The following is a 24214-nucleotide window of genomic DNA, read 5'->3' as shown; positions in this document are numbered from 1 at the left end:
GGTCAGGGTCGGCGTCCACAGACACATTTATAGGCAAGCGGACACTTGCCTGTCAAGCCGGCCCGCCGACCACGATCCAGCGGGCTGGCGCGCAGGGATCAAGCCTGACCGCCCGGAGCGGGTCGGGCTGCCCCGAAACCCCTCCAGGCCCGGATGTCGGCGCCCCGACACCCTCCAGGCCCCTGGTGAAGGATCAGTGGTCGGCGCTGTTCCAGTCGCGTCCGTCGCCCACCGACACCTCCAGTGGCACCGACAGCGGGTACGCCCCGCCCATCTCACGGCGTACCAGGTCCTCCAGCGCCGCCCGCTCTCCCGGCGCCACCTCGAAGACCAGCTCGTCGTGCACCTGCAACAGCATCCGGGAGCGCAGGCCGGCGTCGCGCAACGCGGTGTCCACGTGCAGCATGGCGACCTTGATGATGTCCGCCGCGGAGCCCTGGATCGGGGCGTTCAGCGCCATCCGCTCGGCCATCTCCCGGCGCTGCCGGTTGTCACTGACCAGGTCGGGCAGGTAACGCCGGCGGCCGAGGATGGTGGAGGTGTAGCCGTCCTGCCGGGCCCGGGCGACCACCTCCTGGAGGTAGTCCCGTACGCCGCCGAATCCGGCGAAGTAGTTCTCCATCAACCCGCGCGCCTCCTCGGCGCTGATGCCGAGCTGCTGGGAAAGGCCGAAGGCACTGAGTCCGTACGCCAGGCCGTAGTTCATCGCCTTGATCTTGCGCCGCTGGTCCGGGGTGACCTCGGCCAGCGGCACCGTGAAGACCGACGAGGCCGTCGCGGCATGGAAGTCGGCGCCGGAGTTGAACGCCTGGATCAACGCGTCGTCGGCCGACAGGTGCGCCATGATCCGCATCTCGATCTGGCTGTAGTCGGCGGTCAGGAGACATTCGAAGCCCTCCCCCACCACGAAGGCGCGGCGGATCCGTCGCCCCTCCTCGGTGCGGATGGGGATGTTCTGCAGGTTGGGCTCGGTGGAGGAGAGCCGGCCGGTGGCGGCCACCGTCTGGTTGAAGGTGGTGTGGATGCGCCCGTCGTCGGAGACCGACTTGAGCAGCCCGTCCACGGTCGACTTGAGCTTGGCCACGTCGCGGTGCCGCAGCAGGTGGGCCAGCACCGGGTGCGGGTTCTGCGCGTAGAGCCACTGCAACGCGTCGGCGTCGGTGGTGTAACCCGTCTTGATCCGCTTGGTCTTGGGCAGGTTCAGCTCGCCGAAGAGGATCTCCTGCAACTGCTTGGGTGAGCCCAGGTTGAACTCCCGCCCGACCGCCTCGTACGCGCCCTGCGCGGCGGCCTTCACCTCGGCGGCGAAGTGCGCCTCCAGTTCCGTCAGGTAGTCGGTGTCCGCGGCGATGCCGGTGCGCTCCAGCTGCGCCAGCACCCGCATCAGCGGCAGCTCCACCCCGGCCATCAGCCGGGCCGACTGCTCCCCGTCGCGGGACAGCTCCGCGTCGATCGCGTCGGCCAGGTCCAGCGTGGCCCGGGCGTGCAGCATGAGGTTCTGCTCGGCCTCACTGTCGCCGCCGAGCCCGTCGAGGGTCAGCTGGCCGGTCTCCGGGGCGTCGACCCGCAACTCCCGGTGCAGGTAGCGCAGCGCGAGGTCGGTCAGGTCGTAGGACCGCTGGTCGGGGCGGGCCAGGTAGGCGGCGATCTGCGTGTCGCGGGCGATGCCGGCGAGGTCCCACCCGTGGGCGGCGAAGGCGAGCACCGCCGGTTTGCTGTCGTGCAGCACCTTCGGTCGGGTCTCGTCGGCCAGCCACGCCGCCAGCGCCGCCTCGTCACCAGGCTCCAGCTGACCCGGGTCGAACCAGGCCGCCGCGCCGTCGGCGGTGGCCACGGCCATCCCGGTGACGCTTGCGGTGTGCCGGCGGTTCGGGCCGGTGTCGAGCTTGACCGCGACGCCGACGCCGGTGCCGGCCGGCGCGTGCGTCTCCAGCCAACCCACGAGCGCCCCGGGCGCGGCCAGCACCTCACCGGCCAGGTCGAAGCCCGACTCCGCCTCCGGCTCGACCGCCTCCAGGTACTGGTAGAGACGGTCCCGCAGGATGCGGAACTGAAGGGTGTCGAAGACCTGGTGCACGGCCTCGCGGTCCCATCCCTGCCAGCGGGCGTCCTCGGGACGCAGCGGCAGCTCCAGGTCGGCGACCAGTTCGTTGATCTCGTAGTTGCGGATCACGTCGGCGAGCCGTTCCCGGAGACTGTCACCCGCCTTGCCCTTGATCTCGTCGGCGCGGGCGATGACGCCCTCCACCCCGCCGTACGCGTTGATCCACTTCGCTGCGGTCTTCGGGCCGACGCCGGGAATGCCGGGCAGGTTGTCGCTGGTCTCGCCGACCAGCGCGGCCAGGTCGCGGTAACGGCCCGGGGTCACGCCGTACTTCGTCTCGACCGCCGCCGGGTCCATCCGGGCCAGGTCGGAGACGCCCTTACGCGGGTAGAGCACGGTGATCTGCTCGTCGACGAGTTGGAAGGCGTCCCGGTCGCCGGTGCAGATCAGCACCGGCATCCCCTGGTCGCGGGCCTGGCAGGCCAGGGTGGCGATGACGTCGTCGGCCTCGTAGCCCTCCTTCTCCACCACCGGCACGCGCAGCGCCGCCAGGACCTCCTTCACCAGGCTCACCTGGCCCTTGAAGTCGGTAGGGGTCTCGCTGCGGCCCGCCTTGTACTCCGCGTACTTCTCGGTGCGGAACGAGCGGCGGGAGACGTCGAAGGCGACGACGATGTGGGTCGGCTGCTCGTCACGCAACACGTTGATCAACATTGAGGTGAAGCCGTAGACCGCGTTTGTCGGCTGCCCGGTCGTGGTGGAGAAATTTTCCACTGGCAGGGCGAAGAACGCCCGGTAGGCCAGGGAGTGTCCGTCGACGAGGAGCAGGCGCGGGGTCGTAGCTGTCACGGCTGCGACTCTAGTCCGTACCGCTGACAAGGCTGGCGCGACAGCGCCGGGAACACCGCCGGCCGCCCACCCCAGCGGGATGGACGGCCGGCGCCGTACGACGCACCTCAGGCCACGCCCAGGTACGCCTCCTTGATCGACGGGTCGTGCAGGAGCTCCTGACCGGTGCCCTCCTTGACGATCCGACCGGTCTCCAGCACGTACGCCCGGTGGGCCCGGGAGAGCGCCTGCTGCGCGTTCTGCTCCACCAGCAGCACCGTGGTGCCCTGCTGGTTGATCTCCACGATGATGTCGAAGATCTGCTGGATGATCATGGGCGCGAGGCCCATCGACGGCTCGTCCAACAGCAGCAGCTTCGGCCGGCTCATCAGCGCCCGACCGACGGCGAGCATCTGCTGCTCACCGCCGGAGAGGGTGCCACCGGCCTGCTTGCGACGCTCCCGCAGCCGGGGGAACATCTCCAGCACCCGCTCCAGGTCGGCGGCGATACCGGCGTGGTCACGCCGGGTGTACGCCCCCATGTCCAGATTCTCCAGCACGGTCATGCCGGGGAAGATCTGCCGACCCTCGGGCGACTGGCACAGGCCCCGGACCACCCGCAGGTCGGCGCGGAGCTTGCTGATGTCCTCGCCGTTGAAGGTGATCCGACCGCCGGACAGCGCCCGGGTACCGGAGATCGCCCGCATGGTGGTGGTCTTGCCGGCGCCGTTGGCGCCGATCAGGGCCACCACCTCCCCCTCGTTGACGGTGAGGCTGATGCCGTGCAAGGCCTCGATCCGACCGTACGAGACGCTGACGTTGTCCAACTCAAGCAGCATCGGCGGGCTCCCCCAGGTATGCCGCGATCACCCGCGGGTCTCGGCTGACCGCCTCCGGCAGGCCATCGGCGATCTTGCTGCCGAACTCCAGCACCACGATCCGATCGGTGACACCCATCACCAGCCGCATGTCGTGCTCGATCAGCAGCACGGTCACGCCCATGTCGCGGATCCGGCGGATCAGCCCCAGCAGATCCTCCTTCTCGGCCGGGTTGAACCCGGCCGCCGGCTCGTCCAGGCAGAGCAGCTTCGGCTCGGTGCCGAGCGCCCGGGCGATCTCCAGCCGCCGCTGGTAGCCGTACGGGAGGTTGCGCGCCGCGTCGTTGGCCCGGTCGGCGATGCCGACGAAGCGCAACAGCTCCATCGCCTTGTCCTCGGCCGCCCGCTCCTCCAGGATGTGCCGGGACAGGCCGAAGGTCTTGGCGAAGGACCGCCGCACCTGCTGCCAGGTACGCACGAGGCCACCGGAAGCGGTGACCTCCGGCAACTCCTCCGGCTTGGGCCGCACCCGCCGCAACCGGAACAGCGCACCGGGCACGCTCGTCTTGTGCCGGGAGTCCGTCCCGACCATGACGTTCTCCAGCGCCGACATCTCCGGGAACAACCTGATGTTCTGGAACGTCCGGGAGATGCCCAGCCGGCTGATCTGGTGCGGCTTGCGACCGGTGACCCGCTCGCCACGGAACCGGACCGAACCCGAGGTCGGCTTGTAGACCCCCGTCATCACGTTGAAGCAGGTGGTCTTGCCGGCCCCGTTGGGCCCGATCAGACCAAGGATCTCGCCTTCCTTGATCTCGAACTTGACCTCGTTGAGCGCGACCACGCCACCGAACCGCAGCGTGACGTTGTCGACCTCCAGCAGGGTCTTGGCCGGTCCCGGCTGGGCCGGGATCTTCGGCGCCGCCGCCGGGGTGTTCGTCTCATCAGACATGAGCGGGCGCCTCCTCTGCCTCCGCCGCGCGGTCCTTCAACTCGCGGGCCCGCCGCCGGCTCGGGATCAGACCCTGCGGCCGCAGGATCATCACCAGCACCATGGCCAGTCCGAACGCCAACCAACGGTAGTCGGCGATCTCCCGGAACCGCTCCGGCAGGTACGCCAACAGCACCGCACCCACCGACACGCCGACCATGTTGCCGGACCCGCCGACCACCACCATCGCCACGAACAGGATGGAGAGGTTCACGTTGAACTGGGTCGGGTCGATGAAGGCGTACCGGCTGGCGAACAGGAAGCCGGCGAAGCCACCCAGCGCCGCGCCGATGGCGAAGGCCCAGAGCTTGAACTTGAACGGGTAGACGCCCATCACCGCGGCGGCGTCCTCGTCCTCCCGGATGGCCAGCCAGGAGCGGCCGACCCGGCTGTGCTCCAGCCGCCGCACCGCGAAGACCATGAGGAGTACCACGGTGATCGCCAGCCAGTACCACGGCTTGATGTCGATCAGGCCGAAGATCTGGTTGTCCGACGATGGCGGGCCCTCCGGCCCGGGAATCGCCGCGATGCCCTGCGGGCCCCGGGTGACACCCTCCATGTTGCGGGCCACGATCCGGATGATCTCGCCGAAGCCGAGCGTCACGATGGCCAGGTAGTCACCGCGCAGCCGCAACGTCGGCCAACCCAGGATCACCCCGGAGATCAGCGCCATCACCAGCGCGATGAAGGCACAGATCGCCCAGGTCACCGCCCAGGTCGGCGGCAGGTCGAACTCCCGCTGGAAGTACTGCACCACAGGCGAGTTCACCGAGCCGAACAACGCCACCGCGTACGCGCCGATGGCGAAGAAGCCGATGTAGCCGAGGTCGAGCAGCCCCGCCAGGCCGATCACCACGTTGAGGCCGATCGCCACCAGCACGTAGACGGCGCAGGTGAACAGCACACCGGCCCAGTTGCTGCCGCCCGAGATCGAGTCGGTACGCAACCAGGTGAGGCCGGGAATGCCGAGCAGCGGCAGGTAGTAGAGGAACACCACGAAGGCGACGAACGCCAGGGACCGCTGCCACTTCGGCAACGCCTTCCACCGGTCGGCGACCGAGTGCAGGGCGTTGACCCGGCTGCGGTCCAGCTCTCGCATCTTGTTGATCATGCTCGGGCCCTCCCCAGCGATTCGCCCAGAATGCCGGTCGGCCGGAACATCAGCACCACGACCAGCACCACGAAGGCGATGACGTCCTCCCAGTTCGACGCGAACAGGGTGGCGCCGTAGACCTCGACGATGCCGAGGAACAACCCGCCCACAAGCGCGCCGCGCAGGTTACCGATGCCACCGAGCACCGCCGCGGTGAACGCCTTGAGACCGAGCACGAAGCCGATACTGCTCTGGGTGAAGCCGAACCGCATGCTCCACAACAGCGCCGCCGCGCCGGCCATGATGCCACCCAGCACGAAGATCAGCATGATCACGCGCTCCTGGTTGACGCCCATCAGCGCCGCCGTCTCCGGGTTCTGCGCCACCGCCCGCACACCCCGGCCGTACCGGGTGCGGTTGATGAACCAGTCCAGCAGCGCCATCATCGCCACGGCCGCCACGAAGACGATCACCTGGATGTTGGTGACCGACGTGCCGAAGACCGTGAACAGCGTCTTCGACTCGATGATCGTCGGCATACCGAGGATGATCCGGGCCCGGCCGAACATCGAGGGCACCGCCTCGCCCAGCAGCTTCGGCAGCACCAGGCCGAAGATCTCCACCAGCACCAGCGACAGGCCGATGGCGGTGATCAGGAAGATCAGAGGCGGCGCGTTCTTGCGCCGCAGCGGGCGGTAGGCGATCCGTTCGATCGCCAGCGCGGTGCCGCCCGACGCCAGCCCCGCGACTATCAGACCGAGCACCAGAAGTAGCACCGCCTGGCCGATAGGCGGGTTGTTCTCCACCCCGAAAGCGGTCCACAGACCCAGCACCGCGAAGGTGCCGACCATGAACACCTCGGAGTGGGCAAAGTTGATCAGACGCAGGACGCCGTACACCAGGGTGTAGCCCAGGGCGATCAGGGCATAGATCGCCCCCTTGGACAACCCATCGACGGTGTGCTGGCCGATGTGGCCGAAGAGATCGTCGAAATTCACCAGGTCTCCTTGCATGGAGCGCGGCCGGGGCAACGAACAACCCCGGCCGCACTCGGTGCCGGTCGTCAGCTGAGCTTGAGCTCCTGCAGCGGCTCGAACGCCGTGCCCTTGATCTCGTACGACCAGATGACAACGCGGCTCGGGTCGACGTCACCGTTCTCGGCGAACTTGATGTACTTCGACACGCCCTGCTTGTCGTAGTTCTTCACGAACTCCAGGATCTCGGCGCGGGTCTTCTTGCCGTCCTTGAAGGCGTCCACGAAGATCTGCGCGGCGTCGAAGCCCTCAGCACCGTAGGAACCCGGCGCCTGGCCGTAGGCGGCCTGGTAGTCGGCGGTGAAGGTGCCGCCGGCCTTGTCGGCCGGGAGGCACGGGCAGGTGATGATGGAGCCCTCGGCACCGCCGGAGGCACCCGCCGGGAACGCCGGGTCGTAGAGACCGTCCGGACCGATGAACTTGGCCTGGACACCGGCGGAACGCATCTGGCGGACCAGCGGCGCGGCCTCACGGGTGTAGCCACCGTAGAAGACGAAGTCGGCGTTCGCCGCCTTGATCTTCGAGATCGTCGCCTCGAACTGCGACTGCCGCTCCTGGATCTTGTCGCTGGCCGCGACCGTGGCACCCAGGTTCTTGGTCAGCTCGGCGGTGATACCGGCACCGTAGGCGCTGGCGTCGTCGATCAGGAAGACCCGCTGCGCGTTCTGCGACTTCAGGTAGGTCGCCACGGCGCCCGCCTGGGTGCCGTCGTTGCCGACCACCCGGAAGAAGGACTTGTTGCCCTTCTGGGTCAGGTCGGTCCGGGTCGCCGACGGGGCGACCATCACCAGACCAGCGGCCTCGTAGACCGGCATGGTGGCGTCCGACTCGCCGGAGAAGTGACCACCGATGACACCGAGGAACGAGGTGTCACCCGCCACCTGGTTCGCGACCGGGGTGGCCTGTGCCGGGTCACCCTGCGTGTCGAACTCGACCATCTCGATCTGGCAGTCGGCGTTCGCGTCGTTGTGCTGCTTGATCGCGAGCTTCGCGCCGTTCAGCGACGGCAGCACCAGACCCGCGTTGTCGCCGGTGAACGCACCGAAGATGGCGATCTTGCCACCGCAGTCCCCGGACGCGGCGTCGTCGCCGTTGCTGCTGCCGGTGTCCTGGCAGCCCGCGGCAGCGACCAGCACCGCGGCGAGCGCGGCAGTACCCAGCGCCCTTGAATAGCTTCGCCTCACGGCTTCCTGACCTCCTCCAGAAGCAGGACAGGCACCTGACCCGGGCGGCGGCGACGGCTGTGGCGCGGCACCACCGGCCCAGCAAGGACACCCCCTGCATTACGGCTCGTGATGGCGGAGCGTACCCACACTCATACGGTCTCGGAAGAGGCTGGGGCGGGGTCTGCGAAACCGTTACGAAGACGGCCCCGAACGCCGCCAACCCCGTAACAGGTCAATCCGCTGACCGGTCGTTGAGCGGCTGGCCGTCCGCCAGTCGGGACGTCATCGATCACCGCAAACACCCCTACCGACAGCCGGAGGCTCCACCCGGACGGCGACCCCCGGCCAGCTGAAGCAACTACGGAAAGTAGCCGATCGGCTTCACTCGGACGTGGCGGAGATCTGTCCGACCCACAACGACGTCTCCGACCCGTCATCCACGGACAGCCACCACCGCTGACCATCCGCCGCCAGACCCACCGCCCGGCCCGCCCCCACCGGTGCCGCCACCGGCAGCTCGACCACCCGCCAGCGGTCACCCCGATCCACCGAGAGCCACCCGCCGTACCGCTCACCGTCCGAGACCACCGCCATGATCCGCCCGGCCGAGACAGCCAACCCGCCGATCGACGCCACCCCACCGGCAACCCCACCGAACCCTCCGGCAGCCGCCCAGCCCGCCGGCTCCTGACGCCACGCGCCGAACCCCCGACCCCGCAGACCCACAGCCACGGGCGTGCCGTCGACAAGCACCACCCGCTGCATCTCCTCGTACGCCTCAGAACCCGGCAACACGGTACGACGCCAGCCACGCCCATCCACCGACGTCCAGACCGCCGGATCCCGGTCGATCCGACCCGGCGCCAGCAACCCACCCACCGCCAGCCACCCCGACGGCCCGGCCACCGCGTCGAACACCCAGGTCACGCCCTGATCGTCGGTGGACAGCTCCGGCGCGCCCTCGATCAACGTGAACTCCGCGGCATCCGGCGACACCCAGGCCGCCGCACCACTGGCCCGGTTACCGACAATCAGCCAGCCAGCCGGACCGGCGGCCAGCCGGGACACGTTCACCGCCTTCGGCCCGCCGTACATCTCGAACGACGCCGCCACCTCGACAAGCGTGCCGTCACCCCGCTGCCACCAGGAACTCACCCGCGGATTGCCGTGCGCGCCACCGACCTTGCCCCCGACAGCGGCCGCCCGCCCGTCCCGGCAGGCGATCGAGAACAACACACTCCGCCGCCCGTAATAGGAATCGGCCACCACCGGCACCGGCGTCCACTCCGCACCGTCCCGACTGGACCACACCGCCGGTCGGGTACCGCCAGCCCCGTCGGCCACCGCACCCGCGGCATACCAGCGCCCGGCGCACACGGCCAGATCCCGCAGCACGACCCGCCCCGGCCCGTCGAGCGACGGCAGCTGAACCCGCTGCCACACCACCGACACCGGATCCGGCTCATCGGTCTCACCGTTCGATGCGGGACAACCGGCCAGCAGCACCGCGAGCACGCCGCCCACCACCGGGACGAGACGAGGACCACCGCCACGGCGGGTACCCACGAGCCACCTCATGCCCATGCGGCCAGATGCTAGGCCCTGACCGCGCTCCCCGGCGACGGCCGCGACGGGCGGGCTGGCATCGGCGGCACTGGTGGCGCACCGCTCGGTGCCGGCCACCGCACTCGCCGCGAGACGCACTCGCCACGCGGCCACCGACGAGCGGCGGCCCGGACGGCGCCGGTCAGGAGGCTGGCTCGGCGACCTCGCCGCCAGCGGTCTCGGCGAGGATCCGGTCGGAGACCTCCTTCATGGTCATCCGATGGTCCATCGCGGTGCGCTGGATCCACTTGAACGCCTGCGGCTCACTCATGTTGTAGGTGGTCATCAGCGCGCCCTTGGCCCGCTCGACGGCCTTGCGGACCTCCAGCCGGTCGGTCAGCCCGGCCACCTCGGCCTCCAGCGCGGCGATCTCCGAGTAGCGGGAGAGGGCGATCTCCACCGCCGGCACCAGGTCACTCTTCTGGAAGGGCTTGACCAGGTACGCCATCGCGCCGGCCGCGCGGGCCCGCTCCACCAGGTCACGTTGGCTGAACGCGGTCAGGATGATCACCGGGGCGATCCGGGCACCGGCGATCCGCTCGGCGGCCGCCAGCCCGTCCATGATCGGCATCTTGATGTCGAGGATCACCAGGTCGGGCTTGAGTTCCTCGGCCAGCCGGATGGCGGCCTCGCCGTCACCGGCCTCGCCGACCACCTCATAGCCTTCCTCGGCCAGCATCTCGGCCAGGTCCAGCCGGATCAGCGCCTCGTCCTCGGCGATCAGTACCCGCCTGCGCGCGGCATCCGTCTGCGTTTCGGCCACGAGCCACTCCCACCATCGTTTCCGGCACGGCTACCACCCATGCTCCCGCACGAGCGTAGTCGGGTACAGTAAGCGCCACCCGCCGGGATGGTGGAACGGCATACACGGAAGTCTCAAACACTTCTGCCCGAAAGGGCTTGCGGGTTCGAATCCCGCTCCCGGCACTCTTGTCATACACGTGTTCGACGATAGTGACGTGCATCCTCCCGAAATGCGGAAGCGCGTCCGTGCTCTACGTGCCCAGGGCCACAACATCCGCTCGGTGGCCCGCGCCCTCGCGCTCCCCTACACCACCGTGTGGCACTGGTGTGTTGACCGGCCGGAACCTGTCATGGTCGGAAGTTCGACCCGCTGCTTCCGTTGCCTCCCGGATGAGGTCGGTCCCTCCGATCCACAGGCATACGCCTATCTCCTTGGTCTCTACCTCGGTGATGGTCACCTTGTCACAAGCGCCCGAGTACCGGTCCTGCGCATCTACTGCTCCGACACCTGGCCGAACTTGATCTCCCTATGTGACAGGGCCATGCGCGCAGTGCTGGCAGCCTCCGTGCAACGCGTGCAGAAGGAGGGCTGCGTTGACGTACAGAGCTACGGCGCACACTGGCCCTGCCTGTTGCCACAACATGGGCCTGGCAAGAAGCACGAGCGGCGGATCGTTCTTGCTGACTGGCAGGAGCGCGTCGTCCGGGCGGTCCCCGGTGACTTTCTGCGCGGCCTGTTCCACTCCGACGGTTGCCGGATCGCGAACCGGGTCACCGTTCGGGGAAAGACGTACGTCTACCCGCGTTACATGTTCGTCAACGAGTCCACCGACATCATGGGGCTCTGCCAGTGAGGGCTGGACCTGCTCGGCATCGCCTGGCGGATGAACCGACCCAACAGCCTCTCGGTCGCCCGCCGCGAAGCGGTCGCCGCGCTGGACCGCCACGTCGGCCCGAAGTCGTGACCCACCCGGACAGCGCCGACGGGCACCGGAGAGCCCGCCGAAGGTCAACTAGATCGTGGCGAGCGCGGCCGCCAGGTCGGCGCGCAGGTCTTCCGGGTCCTCCAGGCCGACCGAGAGGCGCAGCAGGCCGCCGTCGGGCTTGGCTTCTCCCTCGACCGGGCGGTGGGTCAGCGATGCCGGGTGCTGGATGAGCGTGTCGACGCCACCGAGTGAGACGGCGTGGGTGATCAGTCGGCAGGCGCCGGCGACCGCTGCGGCGGCGGGCGCGCCGCCGCGTACCTCGAAGGCGAGGAGGCTGCCGGGGCCGGACATCTGGCGGCCGATGAGGCCGGCCGGGTCGTGCAGGCCGGGGTGGTGGACCCGCAGGACCGCCGGGTGGGTGGCGAGCCAGAGGGCGAGTTTCTCCGCGCCGGCCTGCTGGGCGCGGACCCGCAGCGGCAGCGTCTGGAGGCCACGGTGCAGCAGGTACGCCCCGAGCGGGTGCAGGATGGCGCCGGTGAGGGCGCGGATCTGACGCAGTCGGGTGGCCCATTCGGCGTCGCAGGCGACCACTCCGGCGAGGACGTCGCCGTGGCCGCCGATGCTCTTGGTGGCGCTGTGCAGCACCAGTTGGGCGCCGTGGCGGGTGGGCTGTTGGAGCACCGGGGTGGCGACTGTGTTGTCGATAAGCAGGGGCACCGGGCCGGCGGCGTTGGCGAGGGCGGCGATGTCAATCAGGTCGAGCGTCGGGTTGGCGGGGGTTTCGGCGATCACCAGGGCGGTGTCGGGGCGGATGGCGTTGGCGACCTCGTCGGGGCGGACCCAGGTGACTTCGGTGCCGAGCAGGCCGGTGGCGAGTACGTGGTCGGTGCCGCCGTAGAGGGGGCGGACGGCGACGAGGTGGCGTCGGCCGTCGCGGGTGGCGGCGAGCAGGGTGGCGGTGAGTGCGGCCATGCCGCTGGCGTAGGCGACGGCGTCGGTGGTGCCTTCGAGTTCGGCGAGGGCGGTTTCGAAGCGGGCGACCGTCGGGTTCCAGAGGCGTTGGTAGACGGCGCTGGCGCCGGTGGGGAGGGTGCCTCCGGTGGCGAGGGTTTCGTAGGCGTCGCCGCCGGCGTCCACCGAGGGTAGGGGGTTGGTGGTGGAGAGGTCGATCGGTGGCACGTGGACGCCGAGGGCGGTGAGGTCGTCGCGGCCGGCGTGCACGGCTCGGGTGTCCACGGTCGTCATGTCGTGAGGATCGAACATCCCGCCCATCAGGGGCAATAGTTCCGAATATTATTCGTCATATTCGCTTTCGGAGCTGGCGGTGTTCGGTGGAGGATGCTGGCATGCCCCCCGTATCGAACGATGTTCGGCCGTTCGCGGCTCTCGACGACACCGATCGCGCCATCCTGACCGAACTGGCCGGCGACGGCCGGTTGCCGAACAACGCCCTGGCCGAACGGGTGGGGCTGGCTCCGTCGACATGTCTGGCACGTACCCGGGCGTTGCGGGAGTGCGGGGCGATCCGGGGTTTCCACGCCGAGGTGCATCCGGCGGCGTTGGGGTTGCCGTTGCAGGCGCTGGTGTCGGTACGGCTGACCGAGCACGCGCGGGCGGCGGTGGACGCGTTCCGGGCCCGGTCGGTGCGCCTGCCGGGGGTGGTGTCGGTGTTTCATGTGGCCGGCGCGGAGGATTACGTGCTGCACGTGCGGGCCGCCTCGGCGGAGGCGTTGCGCGATTTCGTGCTGGACCATCTGGCGGTGGATCCGGCGGTGCAGCACACCCAGACCAGCCTGATCTTCGAGCAGGCCCGCGGGTCAGGTTGATCACGTCGACCTGCCGCCGGGAACAGAACGGGCGTACGCCGGGTTGGCCAGGCGTGTGATCGACGTTCCGTTGTCTGTCCTGGACCTCGCCCCTGTCGCCGCCGGCGCCACCGCCGGTGAGGCGTTGCGGCACACCACCGAGTTGGCTCGACGCACCGACGAGCTGGGCTATCACCGGTTCTGGGTGGCTGAGCACCACAACATGCCGGGCATCGCGTCCTCGGCGCCGGCGGTGCTGATCGCGCATCTGGCCGCGCACACCACCGACATCCGGCTCGGTTCTGGTGGGGTGATGCTGCCCAATCACGCGCCGCTTGTGGTGGCCGAGCAGTTCGGCACCCTGGAGGCGTTGCATCCGGGGCGCATCGACCTGGGCGTCGGCCGTGCTCCGGGCACCGATCAGGTCACCGCGTTGGCGCTGCGCCGGACGATGGAGGGCCTGTCGGCCGAGGGTTTTCCCCGCGAGCTGAACGATTTGATGGGCTACTTCGACGAGGCGGCGTCGGGGCGGATCACCGCGACGCCGGGGCGCGGGCAGCGGCCGGCGGTGTGGTTGCTGGGTTCCAGTGGGTTCAGTGCCCAGTTGGCCGGCGCGTTGGGTCTGCCGTTCTCCTTCGCGCATCACTTCAGCGCGCAGAACACGTTGCCGGCGTTGGCGCTGTACCGGCAGAGTTTCCGCCCGTCGCGGTGGCTGGAGCGGCCGTACGCGATGGTGGCGGTGAACGCGGTGTGTGCGGAGTCCGACGAGCGCGCGGAGTGGTTGGCCGGGCCGGCCGGGTTGTCGTTTCTGCGGTTGCGGTCGGGGCGGCCGGAGCCGCTGGCGAGTCCGGATGAGGCGGCGGCGTATCCGTACACCGAGTTCGAGCGGGAGTTCCTGGCGCAGCGCCGGCAGGGTCAGGCGAGCGGTTCTCCGGAGACGGTCCGTCGGCAGTTGGGTGAGCTGTTGGCCAGCACCGGCGCGGATGAGCTGATGCTGACGACGATGGTGTACGACGTCGCCGACCGGGTGCGCTCGTTCGAGTTGATCGCGACCGAGGTGGCCGGCGGTCTGCGGCGCTGACGCGGTCGCCGGCACCGGGGCGGGCTCCGGTGCCGGGACGGCATGGTGGGCCAGGTCACAGCGTTTCGGCGGCTGCGAAACACGATCTTCACGGCAGCGTCACCCTCGCGACGCGGAGCCCGCCTAACTTTGTATCCGGTGGTGGTACGGCACTCCCCGGTCGGGACGGGTCGGGGGTGCCGCGGTGTGGGGCACCGGGCCGCAGTTGTGCGGATTCCGCGATTGCGGCCCGGTGCCTTTTCCTCGTCTTCTACCGCTTCCTGCCTCCGCCGGTCAACGCAGGTGGATGTCGGGCGTGGGTGGTGTGGCCATTCCGTCACCGATGAAGAAGCTCGGGTGCGGGGGCTGGTTGTAGGCGGTGTTCTGCCAGGCGATGGCGACCCGGTACTGCATGTCGTGCATCAGGGTGTGGATCCGGGTGCTGGTCGGCGTCGGGGTGCTGTAGATGCGCAGTGCCCGGCTGTCGGTGGTACGCCAGACGACTTCTTCCCGCCAGTCGCCGAGCAGGTCGGCCGAGAGCGCGGGGGTCGACTTGGTGCCGTTGTTGGACGCGACGTCGCTGCCGGTGAGCAGGCGGGTGTCGCCGCCGGTGCCGTACTTGTCGATCCGGGTGGCGTCGAGCAGTTCGCGGACCGGGTCGCCGTCCCACCAGATGAGGAAGTTGGTCGAGGACGGCTTGCGGCCGATGTTCTGACCACGCGTGTTGGCCAGTCCGTTGACTGCTGCCGACCAGGATTCGGCACCAGGACTGCCGGCCCAGATGTCACCGGAGACGCCTCGGCCGTTGTCGCCGCCGGTCGGGGTGGACCAGAGGATCTGGCCGGTGCGGGCGTCGGCGAACCAGGAGCTGGGCTTGCTGCCGTCCTCGCTGACCTTGAAGTATTCGAGTCCGGGGCGGGACGGGTCGAGGTCGCCGACGTGCCCGGCGTCGCCGTGGCCGTGGCCGGTCGACCAGAGCAGGCGGCCGTTGTCGTCGATGGTGGCCGCGCCGTAGACGATCTCCTGCCGGCCGTCGCCGTCGACGTCGGCGATGGAGAGGCTGTGGTTGCCCTGCCCGGCGGCGGCACCGTTACCGGAGGCGTTGGAGTCGAAGGTCCATCGCTTGGTGAGGGTGCCGTTGCGGAAGTCCCAGGCGGCGATGACCGCGCGGGTGTAGTAGCCACGGGCCATGATCAGCGACGGGCGTTGTCCGTCGAGGTAGGCGGTGCCGGCGAGGAACCGGTCGACCCGGTTGCCGTAGGAGTCGCCCCAGGATGAGACGGTGCCGCGCGGCGGGTCGTAGTTGACGGTGGAGAGGGCGGCACCGGTGCGGCCGTCGAACATGGTCAGGTACTCGGGGCCGGCGAGGACGTAGCCGGCGGAGTTGCGGTGATCGGCGTTGGCGTCGCCGATCACCTGGCCGGTTCCGGAGCGGGTGCCGTCGGCGGTTTTCATGGCCACCTCGGCGCGGCCGTCACCGTCGTAGTCGTACACCTGGAACTGGGTGTAGTGGGCGCCGGCCCGGATGTTGCGGCCGAGGTCGATGCGCCAAAGCCGGGTGCCGGTGAGGGTGTACGCGTCGACGTAGACGTTGCCGGTGTAGCCGGACTGCGAGTTGTCCTTGGCGTTGGACGGGTCCCATTTGAGCACGAACTCGTACCGGCCGTCGCCGTCGAGGTCGCCGACGCTGGCGTCGTTCGCGGAGTAGGTGTACGCCTCGCCGCTGGGGGTGGTGCCGCCCGGCGGGATCTGCAACGGCACGTCCAGGTGCCCGGCCGGGAACTGCAGGGCCGGCGCGGAGGCGGCCTGTTCGGCGCCGCCCACCACGGCCCGCACGGTGTACGCCGTGCCGGCCGGCGCGCCGCTGTCGAGGTAGTTGGTGGCCCCGGTGATCGGGTTGGAGTTCACCCTTGTCGTACCCCGGTAGAGGTTGAATGCGACGCCTGCGGTCTCGGTGCCCAGCAGTCGCCAGGAGACCAGGTTGGCCGAGCCGGAGCGGACGCTGATCAGGCCACGGTCCAGGTTTTCCGCCTGCATCGCTCCGGCCGGTGGCGTCGTCGGTGGGGGTGTGGTGGGTGACGGCGGGGGCGTGGTCGGTGAGGGTGGCGGGGTGGTCGGGGTGGTGGCGCCGGTGCAGGTGGTGCCGTTCAACGCGAAGCTGGTCGGTGCCGGGTTGCTGCCGTTCCACGAGCCGTTGAAGCCGAAGTTGGCGCTGCCGTTGGTGCCGATGGCGGCGTTGTAGTCGACGTTGCGGGCGCTCACCTGAGCGCCGGACTGGGTGACTGTGGCGTTCCAGGCCTGGGTGACCTGTTGTCCGGCGGCATAGGACCAGGTGAGCGTCCAGCCGTTGACCGGGTCGCCGAGGTTGGTGACGGTGACGTCGGCGCCGAAGCCGCCGGTCCACTGGTTGGTGACGCGGTAGTCGACGCGACATCCAGCGGCGGCGGCCGAGGCGGTCAGGGTGGTCAGCACGCCGGCGGCAGCGACCGCGGTGGCGGTAGCCGCAGCGAGCAGCGCCGCCCGGGGGGCGGTGCGAAGCATGGTTCCTCCGGTGGAGGTCGGACGCGCGGCGTGCGGCGGCCGTCGGCCGTGCCCGGAGCCGACGAGCTGGTGGTCCGCTGGCCGTGCCCGGGCCAGCGGGCCGCGCCACGCTAGCGGATTTGATCGACGCCCATGATTGCACTCCCGCGCGTGAGTGATGCTAGGGCAAGCGCTTTCTGCACACAATCGATCCGTTGTCTTGCTCCCGGAGCTGGTCTTTTGATCCACTCGCCGGGTGGCTGCACACATGACGCCCGAGGAGTTCCGCCGGGCCGGGTACGCGGTGGTCGACTGGGTCGCCGACTACTGGGCGACGCTCCCGGACCGCCCGGTGACCTCCCAGGACCCGCCCGGCACGGTGGCCGCTGGGCTGCCGGCCGGGCCACCGGCCCGGGGCGAGCCGGTCGAGGCGGTCCTCGCCGACCTGGACAAGCTCGTCGCACCCGGGCTGACCCACTGGCAGCATCCCGGCTTCTTCGGGTTCTTCCCGGCCAACACCTCAGGCCCCAGCGTGCTGGGTGACCTGGTCAGCGCCGGGTTGGGCGTGCAGGGCATGCTCTGGGCCACCGGCCCGGCCTGCACCGAACTGGAGACGGTGCTGCTCGACTGGCTGGCGGACCTGCTGGACCTGCCGGCGAGGTTCCGCTCCGCCGGCAGCGGCGGCGGCGTCATCCAGGACTCGGCCTCCTCGGCAACCCTGGTGGCCACCCTGATCGCGGTGCACCGGGCCGCCGGTGGCCGGTGGCGCCAGGCCGGCGTCGACCGCCGCTACCGGGTGTACACCTCGACCGAGGCGCACTCGTCGGTGGAGAAGGCCGCCCGGATCGCGGGCCTCGGCGCCGAGGGGGTACGTCTGATCGAGGTGGACCCGGTGACCCGGGCGATGTCGCCGGCGGCGCTGCGCGCCGCGATCGAGGCGGACCGGGCCGCCGGGGTGGTGCCCGCCCTGGTGGTGGCGACCGTGGGCACCACCTCCACCACGGCTGTGGACCCGCTGCCGGAGATCGGGCCGATCTGCGCCGAGCACGGTGTTTTCCTGCACGTCGACGCCGCGTACGCGGGTGCGGCGGCGGTCTGCCCGGAGTTGCGTTCCGGCCACGCCGGTCTGGAGTACGCCGACTCGTACTGCTTCGACCCGCACAAGTGGCTGCTCACCGGCTTCGACTGCGACGCCTTCTGGGTGGCCGACGCCGGTGAGCTGGTGCAGGCGTTGACAGTGCTGCCGGAGTACCTGCGCAACGCGGCCACCGAGTCCGGCACGGTGATCGACTACCGGGACTGGCAGGTGCCGTTGGGCCGGCGGTTCCGGGCCTTGAAGCTGTGGTTCGTGCTGCGCTGGTACGGCGTCGAGGGCCTGCGCGACCACATCCGTCGGAGCGTAGCGCTGGCCGCCGGGTTCGCCGACCGGGTCCGCGCCGACGAACGGTTCGAACTGGTCGCCGACCACCCGTACGCCCTTGTCTGTTTCCGGCTGCGCGGCCCGGACGGGCCGAACGAGCGGCTGCTGGCGGCGGTGAACGCCTCCGGCCGGGTGTATCTGACCCACACCCGGGTCGCCGGTCGGCACACGCTGCGCCTGGCTGTCGGCGCCCCACAGACCACCCAGGCCCACGTCGACGAGGCCTGGAAGTTGATCTCCCACGCAGCGGAGTCCCTCCCGGCCTGACCCCCGGCGACCACCTCGTTGATCATGAGGTTGTTGTCGCGCCACGCCGGGCGGGACGACAACCTCATGATCAACCGGGGTCGGCGGGTGCGGGGTGGGTCAGTGTTCGGTACGAGGGCCGGTGGCCGAGCCGGCGGTGACGGGCTCGGCGGTGGCCTGGCCCGGTGCGGCGGTGGCACCCGCCTCGCCGGCGGTGCGCGGGAGTGCTTCGGTGGGGTGGGTCGCGGCGAGGGCCCGCTCGCGGCGGGTACGCAGCAGCACCCGGACGGCGAGCGTCAGGGCCGTGATCCACCCCGCGGCCAGCAGCAGGTAGACGATCACCGGCACCGGGCCACCCAGGTCGCCGGCGCGCATCAGCACGCGGGCGTTGGTCAGCACGATCACGCCACCGACCGCCGCGCCGAGCAGTTGGGCCGGCACGATGCGCACCAGCCAGGCCGCGATCGGTGCGGCGATCAGGCCACCGGCGAGCAGCGCGAGCACGATCGGCAGCAGGAAGCCCTCGGTGCCCAGGCCGATCAGGAAGCCGAGGCTGGCGGCGGAGGCCACGACGAACTCGGAGGTGTCCACCGAGCCGATCACCTTGCGGGGCTCCATCCGACCGCTGACCAGCAGCGCCGGGGTGGCCACCGGGCCCCATCCGCCGCCGCCGGTGGCGTCGACGAAGCCGGCGACGAGGCCGAGCGGGCCGAGAAAACGTCCGCGGAGCCGGCCGGCGGCCGGGTTGCGGCGCAGCGGCCGGGAAAACCGGACGAGCAGGTACGCGCCGAGAGTGAACAGGATCGCGGCCATCCACGGTGCGGCCGACTCGGTGGACAACGCGCTGAGAAAGGTGGCGCCGGCGAAGGCACCGAGCGCGCCGGGCAGCGCGATGCGGCGCACCACCCGCCAGTCGACGTTGCCGAATCGCCAGTGCGCCGTGCCGGCGGCCAGGGTGGTGCCGATCTCGGCCAGGTGCACCGAGGCGGAGGCGGCGGCCGGTGCGACACCGGCCAGCAGCAGCAACGTCGAGGAGGTCAGCCCGTACGCCATGCCGAGCGAACCATCGACAAGTTGCGCGGCGAGCCCCACCAGCGCGATGACGAGCAGCTTGCGCACGGCGCCTCCCGACTAGACGGCAACTCCTATCAACTTGGTCGACAATGCGGCATGGCCGGTCTCCGGTCAAGCCTTCGATCAGTCAGTGAGACGACACACCGTCGACGGCCGCCGCGCGGCGGCCGTCGACGGCGGCATGAGTGTGCCCGCGAGCTGCGGCCGGGCCGCCGCGCGGGTCGTCAGGTCCAGGCGCCGGGGTCGGCGACCAGTTTGGTGACCGACTCGGGCAGGGTGCCCCGGGCCACGTCGGCGATGGTGACCAGTTCGAGGATCTGCCGCTCGCTGGCCCGCAACGCGATCCAGACCTCCTGCAACGCCCGGGCCGCGCCCTGGTATCCGAGGTGCTCGGGCCGTTGGCCCCGGATGTGGGCCAGCGGCCCGTCGATCACCCGGATCACCTCGGCGAGGGAGATCTCCTCAGCCGGCCGGGCCAACCAGTAGCCGCCCTCGGGCCCGCGCTGGGCCTGCACCACGCCACCGCGGCGCAGTTGCAGCAGGATGCTCTCCAGGAACTTCGGCGGGATCTGCTGGGCCCGCGCGATCTGGTCGGCGGTGACCGGGCGACCGCGTCCAGCCCCGGTCACCGAGGCCAGTTCGGCGACCGCTCGAAGGGCGTAGTCCACCCGGGCTGAGAGACGCATGCCGGACAGGTTAACCGTCAGGTATCCAGGCATTAACCGGCGGCCCACCACCGGCGACGGAGATCCGCGCCAGTGCGGAGTCCAGGGACGGGGGGCGGTGTCGCGGCGAGGGCCAGGCGGCGATCCGGCAAGACTCCGACGCCGCCGGTCGTCTGCTGGACCCGGCGCGGCCCGGTAATCGTTCCTGGACACCGCACTACGCACCGACGCGGCGGAGCAGGCCCTCCTGCACGGCGCTGGCGATCTGGTCGCCCTCGACGGTGAACATGCGGCCGGTGGCGAGTCCGCGCGCCCCGGAGGCCGACGGGCTCCAGCAGTCGTAGAGGAACCATTCGTCGGCCCGGAACGGCCTGTGGAACCACAGGGCGTGGTCCAGGCTCGCGCCCACCACGCCGCCCGGTCCCCACACCTCGCCGTGCACCGACAGCACCGAGTCGAGCAGGGTCAGGTCGGAGGCGTACGTCAGGGCACAGGCGTGCAGCAGCGGGTCGTCGGGCAGCTTGCCGTCGATGCGCATCCACACCCGCTGGTGCGGGTCGGCCGGCCGGTCGCCGGGGCGTACCCAACCGGGTTCGCCGACGTAGCGCACGTCGATGGGTCGGGGGATCTGGCCCCAGATGCCCAGCCGCTCCGGGTACCGGGCGAGCCGGTCGGACATGGTGGGGACCGACTCGGGACCGGGCACGTCCGGCGGAAGGGGGGCGTGGTGATCCAGTCCCTCCTCGTGCCGCTGGAACGAGGCGGACATGAAGAAGATGGTCTTGCCGTGCTGGCGCGCGACCGAGCGGCGCACCGAGAACGAGCGGCCGTCGCGGATGTTCTCCACCTCGTACTCGATCGGCTCGGCCGGGTCGCCGGCGCGCACGAAGTAGCCGTGCAGCGAGTGGACCACCCGCTCCGGGTCGACGGTGCGGCCGGCGGCGACCAGGGCCTGGCCGGCGACCTGGCCGCCGTAGACCCGCTGCGGGCCGACCGGTGGGCTCATCCCCCGGAACGACATGGCGCCCGTCGAGGAGAGGTCGAGCACCTCCAGCAGCTGGTCGACGGCGGCCTGGCCGACGAGCGAGCCGTCGGTCACTGCAACGCCCGCGCGGTGGCGGCGTCAACGAGCGAGCCGAGCTGGTGCACCCGCAGGGTGTTCGTCGAGCCGGGGCTGCCGGGCGGGCTGCCCGCCACGATCACCACGTAGTCACCGGGGTTGCCCCGGTTGAGCCCGAGCAGCGCCTGGTCGACCTGGCGGAACATGTCGTCGGTGTGCTGCACGAACGGCATCAGGAAGGTTTCCACCCCCCAGGAGAGAGCGAGCTGCGCGCGCACCTCGGGCACCGGGGTGAAGGCCAGCAGCGGCAGGTCGCAGTGCAGCCGGCTGAGCCGGCGCACGGTGTCACCGGTCTGCGAGAACGCGACGAGCGCCTTCGCGCCGATGGCCCGGGCGATCGAGGAGGCGGCCACGGTGAGTGCGCCGCCGTGCGTACGCGGGTCGTGCTGGAGGCGGGGCACCAGGATGGACCCGGCCTCGGTGGTGGTGATGATCTTGGACATGGTGCTGACGGTGAGCACCGGATACTTGCCGACGCTTGTCTCGCCGGAGAGCATCACCGCGTCGGCGCCGTCGAGCACCGCGTTGGCGACGTCGGAGGCCTCGGCGCGGGTCGGCCGCGAATTCTCGATCATCGAGTCGAGCATCTGGGTGGCCACGATGACCGGCTTGGCGTTCTCCCGGCACAGCTGCACCGCGCGCTTCTGCACCAGCGGCACCTCGTCGAGCGGCAGTTCCACGCCGAGGTCGCCGCGGGCCACCATGACGCCGTCGAAGGCCAGCACGATCGCTTCGAGGTGGTCGACCGCCTCCGGCTTCTCGACCTTGGCCAGCACCGGGCGGTGCACGCCGACCTCACTCATGATCGAGTGGCAGAGCTTGATGTCGTCGGCGGAGCGGACGAACGACAGGGCGACCAGGTCGACACCGAGGCCGAGCGCGAAGCGCAGGTCGGCGGCGTCCTTCTCCGACAGGGCGGGCACGCTGACCGCCACGTTCGGCAGCGAGACACCCTTGTTGTTACTGACCGGTCCGCCCTCGGTGACCAGTACCCGGATGTCGTTGCCGGTGACGTCGGTGACCTCGACGGCGACCCGGCCGTCGTCGATCAGCAGCCGGTCACCGGGCTTGACCTCCTGGGGAAGCTTCCGGTAAGTGCAGGAGACCCGCTCCTTGCTGCCCACGACGTCGTCGCCGGTGATCACCACGGAATCGCCGGTACGCCACTCGTGCGGCCCGTCGGCGAACCGGCCCAACCGGATCTTGGGTCCCTGGAGGTCAGCCAGGATCGCCACCGGCTGGCCCGCCGCCTCCGCCGCCTCCCGGACGAGCCGGTAGACCGACTCGTGGTCGGCGTGGCTGCCGTGACTGAAGTTGAGCCTCGCCACGTTCATGCCGGCTTCGACGAGCCCGCGGATGCGCTCGGGCGACGAGGTGGCGGGGCCAAGAGTGCAGACGATCTTCGCGCGGCGTGTCACGCCCATCAGGCTAGTCTCTCCTCCGGGTCGGACCACCGGCCGACCCCTTGCGCAATGTGGAACAGTTGTCCAACGGCGCGCGGCTACCCGCACAGCCGGCGAGCGTGAACCGCTCCGGACGTCGATGGCGGGCAACGGCGACCGCGCGCCGGAATGGTACGCCCCTGGTGCCAGTACACGTGGGGGAGCTCCGGGTGGGCGACTGACGGCGAACATCAGACGACGGTGCGTGAGGGCGGTCGGATCGGCTCAGCTCTCCGTCTTGACCAGCGGAAACTCCAGCGAACCGGCCGGGCAGAGGAAGGTCATCACGTCCACCCGGTAGAGGCCCGCCTGCACCGCCGGGTCGGCTTCCATCACGCTGCGGACATCGTCGACCGAGCCGGTCCGGGCCAGACCGAACCCGAGCGGCGGGTCCGGTTCCCGGGCCTGACCGTCCACCGCCCCGGCGACGAGGATGATCCCCCGCCGCTGCATCGCCTGCATGTGACTCGCGTGCTCGGCCTGCAACCGCTGGACGGTCTCGGGCGGCAACGCCCGCCCGGCGGCGCCGGGATACAGCACGATGCACTCGTACGTGTCGAGCGCGAAGTCGACCTGCGGCTCCCCTGACATGGCTTCCCTTTCGCCCGGCCCGCCGACGCCAGGCGGTGCACGCGGCGGTACCGTCCAGCCTCCCACGGACGGTCCCGGTCGCAGGGGCGCTCCGCCGATCCCGTCGCCACGTCGAGGTCGGTCGCCCGCGCGCCGGCTGCGCCGAGAGCCGGGTCCGCCCGCGCGCCGGGTGACCGGCGGGCGGGCGGCCGCTACCGTGTGGGCGAAGGCGTGCGGCCGACGGCGGGAGGGTGCATCGGTGCGGGGTCGTGAGCCGGTGGCGGAGCCACTGCCGTACGCGGAGGTCACCGACGACGGGTACGCCACCCGGGTCGCGGAGACGTTCTCGGTGCGCCGGTACGGTCCGGCGGTGCTGCTCAGCGGGGACTGCCCCCGCTGCCAGCATCCGATCACCTGCCCGATCGTCGGCGAGGTGTACCGGCGGGAGGCCTCACAGGCACCGGTCGACCCCGGCTACCGGACCCTGCTGTGCAGCTGCGCCGCCGACCATCCGACCCGCCCGGACGGGCTGGCCGGCTGCGGCGCGTACTGGACGGTGACGTTGGAGGTCGAGTCGTGATCCGACTGCGGCCGGGGCCCCCGGCGACGCTTGCCGACCTGCGCCGGGCGCAGGAGCTGGCCGCGTTGCTGCGTGGCGAACTGGACCGGGTCCGAGCCGCCGCGCTGGCCTGGCGCAACGGGCTGGGTGGCCTGCTGGTCGCGCTTGTCGGCTTCAGCCTGATCCGGGGACGTTCCGACGTCAGCACGCTCGCCCCTGGCTGGGGTGCGCTGGTCGGCGTCCTGCTGCTGGCCGCGATCGGGGCCGGGGTCGCCGGGGCGCTGGCGTTGCTGCGGGCCGCGCACGGGCCGCTGTCGGTGACGCCGGTCGCCGAGCTGCCCCCGGCCCCGCTCGGCGAGCACCGGGAGGCCCTCGCCGCGGCCCGGGCGCTGCGCCTCGGGGTGCTGCTGGTGCTGCTCTGCACCGCCCTGCTGATCGCCGCCGTGGGCGTCACCTGGTACGCCCCCGGCCAACCCTGACCCCG

General features: G+C 70.6%; 21 protein-coding genes and 1 tRNA gene. 7 read left to right on the top strand and 15 right to left on the bottom strand.

Going from position 1 to position 24214, the window contains the following annotated elements; genetic code table 11:
• Positions 1 to 193: 193 nt before the first annotated feature.
• The 8 genes from polA to AB0I71_RS25220 form a co-directional block, all read right to left on the bottom strand.
• Entirely contained in the window at positions 194 to 2893 is a 2700-nt protein-coding gene (gene polA / locus AB0I71_RS25255; protein WP_357588616.1) for a DNA polymerase I, read from the bottom strand.
• A 107-nt stretch (positions 2894 to 3000) separates the two neighbouring features.
• Positions 3001 to 3711 (bottom strand): ABC transporter ATP-binding protein, encoded by a 711-nt coding sequence (locus AB0I71_RS25250; protein WP_099844786.1) that lies wholly within the window; start codon positions 3709 to 3711, stop codon positions 3001 to 3003.
• A complete protein-coding gene (locus tag AB0I71_RS25245; RefSeq protein WP_357588614.1) occupies positions 3701 to 4642 on the bottom strand; it encodes an ABC transporter ATP-binding protein in 942 nt (313 codons plus the stop codon). The genes AB0I71_RS25250 and AB0I71_RS25245 overlap by 11 nt, the downstream gene beginning before the upstream one ends.
• Positions 4635 to 5780, bottom strand: a complete 1146-nt coding sequence (locus AB0I71_RS25240) for a branched-chain amino acid ABC transporter permease (protein ID WP_357588612.1) — start codon at positions 5778 to 5780, stop codon at positions 4635 to 4637. Before AB0I71_RS25240 ends, AB0I71_RS25245 begins: the two co-directional genes overlap by 8 nt.
• A gap of 8 nt (positions 5781 to 5788) precedes the next feature.
• Positions 5789 to 6772: a branched-chain amino acid ABC transporter permease gene (locus tag AB0I71_RS25235; RefSeq protein ID WP_204013929.1), complete on the bottom strand. Its 984-nt coding sequence runs from the start codon at positions 6770 to 6772 to the stop codon at positions 5789 to 5791.
• A 65-nt stretch (positions 6773 to 6837) separates the two neighbouring features.
• On the bottom strand, positions 6838 to 7992 hold the full coding sequence (locus AB0I71_RS25230; protein WP_357588610.1) for a branched-chain amino acid ABC transporter substrate-binding protein: 1155 nt from the start codon (positions 7990 to 7992) through the stop codon (positions 6838 to 6840).
• A gap of 363 nt (positions 7993 to 8355) precedes the next feature.
• A complete protein-coding gene (locus tag AB0I71_RS25225) occupies positions 8356 to 9558 on the bottom strand; it encodes a hypothetical protein (protein ID WP_357588608.1) in 1203 nt (400 codons plus the stop codon).
• Positions 9559 to 9721: 163 nt separating this feature from the next.
• Positions 9722 to 10342 (bottom strand): response regulator, encoded by a 621-nt coding sequence (locus AB0I71_RS25220; protein WP_099844779.1) that lies wholly within the window; start codon positions 10340 to 10342, stop codon positions 9722 to 9724.
• A gap of 81 nt (positions 10343 to 10423) precedes the next feature.
• Between AB0I71_RS25220 and AB0I71_RS25215 the strand changes: the two genes are divergently transcribed.
• Both AB0I71_RS25215 and AB0I71_RS25210 read left to right on the top strand, forming a co-directional pair.
• Positions 10424 to 10506: transfer RNA gene (locus AB0I71_RS25215), tRNA-Leu, on the top strand.
• Positions 10507 to 10889: 383 nt separating this feature from the next.
• Positions 10890 to 11177 carry a hypothetical protein gene (locus tag AB0I71_RS25210; protein WP_357588605.1) on the top strand — a complete coding sequence of 96 codons (288 nt, stop codon included), beginning with the start codon at positions 10890 to 10892 and terminating at the stop codon, positions 11175 to 11177.
• Positions 11178 to 11336: 159 nt separating this feature from the next.
• On the opposite strand, the gene AB0I71_RS25205 is transcribed toward AB0I71_RS25210, so the two are convergent.
• Complete coding sequence (locus AB0I71_RS25205) at positions 11337 to 12512, bottom strand: PLP-dependent aspartate aminotransferase family protein (RefSeq protein WP_357588603.1); 1176 nt, start codon at positions 12510 to 12512, stop codon at positions 11337 to 11339.
• Between the two features lie 83 nt (positions 12513 to 12595).
• Here AB0I71_RS25205 and AB0I71_RS25200 point away from each other — a divergent pair, with 83 nt between their 5' ends.
• Positions 12596 to 13075 (top strand): Lrp/AsnC family transcriptional regulator, encoded by a 480-nt coding sequence (locus AB0I71_RS25200; protein WP_357588601.1) that lies wholly within the window; start codon positions 12596 to 12598, stop codon positions 13073 to 13075.
• Between the two features lie 43 nt (positions 13076 to 13118).
• Positions 13119 to 14135 (top strand): LLM class flavin-dependent oxidoreductase, encoded by a 1017-nt coding sequence (locus AB0I71_RS25195; protein ID WP_357588599.1) that lies wholly within the window; start codon positions 13119 to 13121, stop codon positions 14133 to 14135.
• Positions 14136 to 14408: 273 nt separating this feature from the next.
• Here the strand turns inward: AB0I71_RS25195 and AB0I71_RS25190 are convergent, their stop codons facing one another.
• The gene (locus tag AB0I71_RS25190) at positions 14409 to 16655 is read right to left on the bottom strand and encodes a cellulose binding domain-containing protein (RefSeq protein WP_357588597.1); all 2247 of its coding nucleotides are present in this window, start codon (positions 16653 to 16655) and stop codon (positions 14409 to 14411) included.
• Between the two features lie 235 nt (positions 16656 to 16890).
• Here AB0I71_RS25190 and AB0I71_RS25185 point away from each other — a divergent pair, with 235 nt between their 5' ends.
• Positions 16891 to 18321 (top strand): pyridoxal-dependent decarboxylase, encoded by a 1431-nt coding sequence (locus tag AB0I71_RS25185; RefSeq protein WP_357588594.1) that lies wholly within the window; start codon positions 16891 to 16893, stop codon positions 18319 to 18321.
• A gap of 99 nt (positions 18322 to 18420) precedes the next feature.
• Here AB0I71_RS25185 and AB0I71_RS25180 read toward each other — a convergent pair whose 3' ends face one another.
• The 5 genes from AB0I71_RS25180 to AB0I71_RS25160 form a co-directional block, all read right to left on the bottom strand.
• On the bottom strand, positions 18421 to 19419 hold the full coding sequence (locus tag AB0I71_RS25180) for a sulfite exporter TauE/SafE family protein (protein WP_357588592.1): 999 nt from the start codon (positions 19417 to 19419) through the stop codon (positions 18421 to 18423).
• A 179-nt stretch (positions 19420 to 19598) separates the two neighbouring features.
• A complete protein-coding gene (locus tag AB0I71_RS25175; RefSeq protein ID WP_357588590.1) occupies positions 19599 to 20060 on the bottom strand; it encodes an Rrf2 family transcriptional regulator in 462 nt (153 codons plus the stop codon).
• Positions 20061 to 20256: 196 nt separating this feature from the next.
• Positions 20257 to 21138 (bottom strand): acyl-CoA thioesterase II, encoded by an 882-nt coding sequence (locus tag AB0I71_RS25170; RefSeq protein ID WP_357588588.1) that lies wholly within the window; start codon positions 21136 to 21138, stop codon positions 20257 to 20259.
• A complete protein-coding gene (gene pyk / locus AB0I71_RS25165; RefSeq protein ID WP_357588586.1) occupies positions 21135 to 22583 on the bottom strand; it encodes a pyruvate kinase in 1449 nt (482 codons plus the stop codon). Before pyk ends, AB0I71_RS25170 begins: the two co-directional genes overlap by 4 nt.
• A gap of 243 nt (positions 22584 to 22826) precedes the next feature.
• Positions 22827 to 23192: a YciI family protein gene (locus tag AB0I71_RS25160; protein ID WP_357588584.1), complete on the bottom strand. Its 366-nt coding sequence runs from the start codon at positions 23190 to 23192 to the stop codon at positions 22827 to 22829.
• A 238-nt stretch (positions 23193 to 23430) separates the two neighbouring features.
• Here AB0I71_RS25160 and AB0I71_RS25155 point away from each other — a divergent pair, with 238 nt between their 5' ends.
• Both AB0I71_RS25155 and AB0I71_RS25150 read left to right on the top strand, forming a co-directional pair.
• Positions 23431 to 23751 carry a hypothetical protein gene (locus tag AB0I71_RS25155; RefSeq protein WP_357588582.1) on the top strand — a complete coding sequence of 107 codons (321 nt, stop codon included), beginning with the start codon at positions 23431 to 23433 and terminating at the stop codon, positions 23749 to 23751.
• Complete coding sequence (locus tag AB0I71_RS25150; protein WP_357588580.1) at positions 23748 to 24209, top strand: hypothetical protein; 462 nt, start codon at positions 23748 to 23750, stop codon at positions 24207 to 24209. Before AB0I71_RS25155 ends, AB0I71_RS25150 begins: the two co-directional genes overlap by 4 nt.
• Positions 24210 to 24214 lie beyond the last annotated feature (5 nt).

It is taken from the genome of Micromonospora sp. NPDC049891 (assembly GCF_040660295.1).
Classification (GTDB): Bacteria; Actinomycetota; Actinomycetes; order Mycobacteriales; family Micromonosporaceae; genus Micromonospora.
The sequence above is the reverse complement of the archived record's forward strand: the minus strand, read 5'-3'. Positions and strand labels throughout refer to the sequence as shown.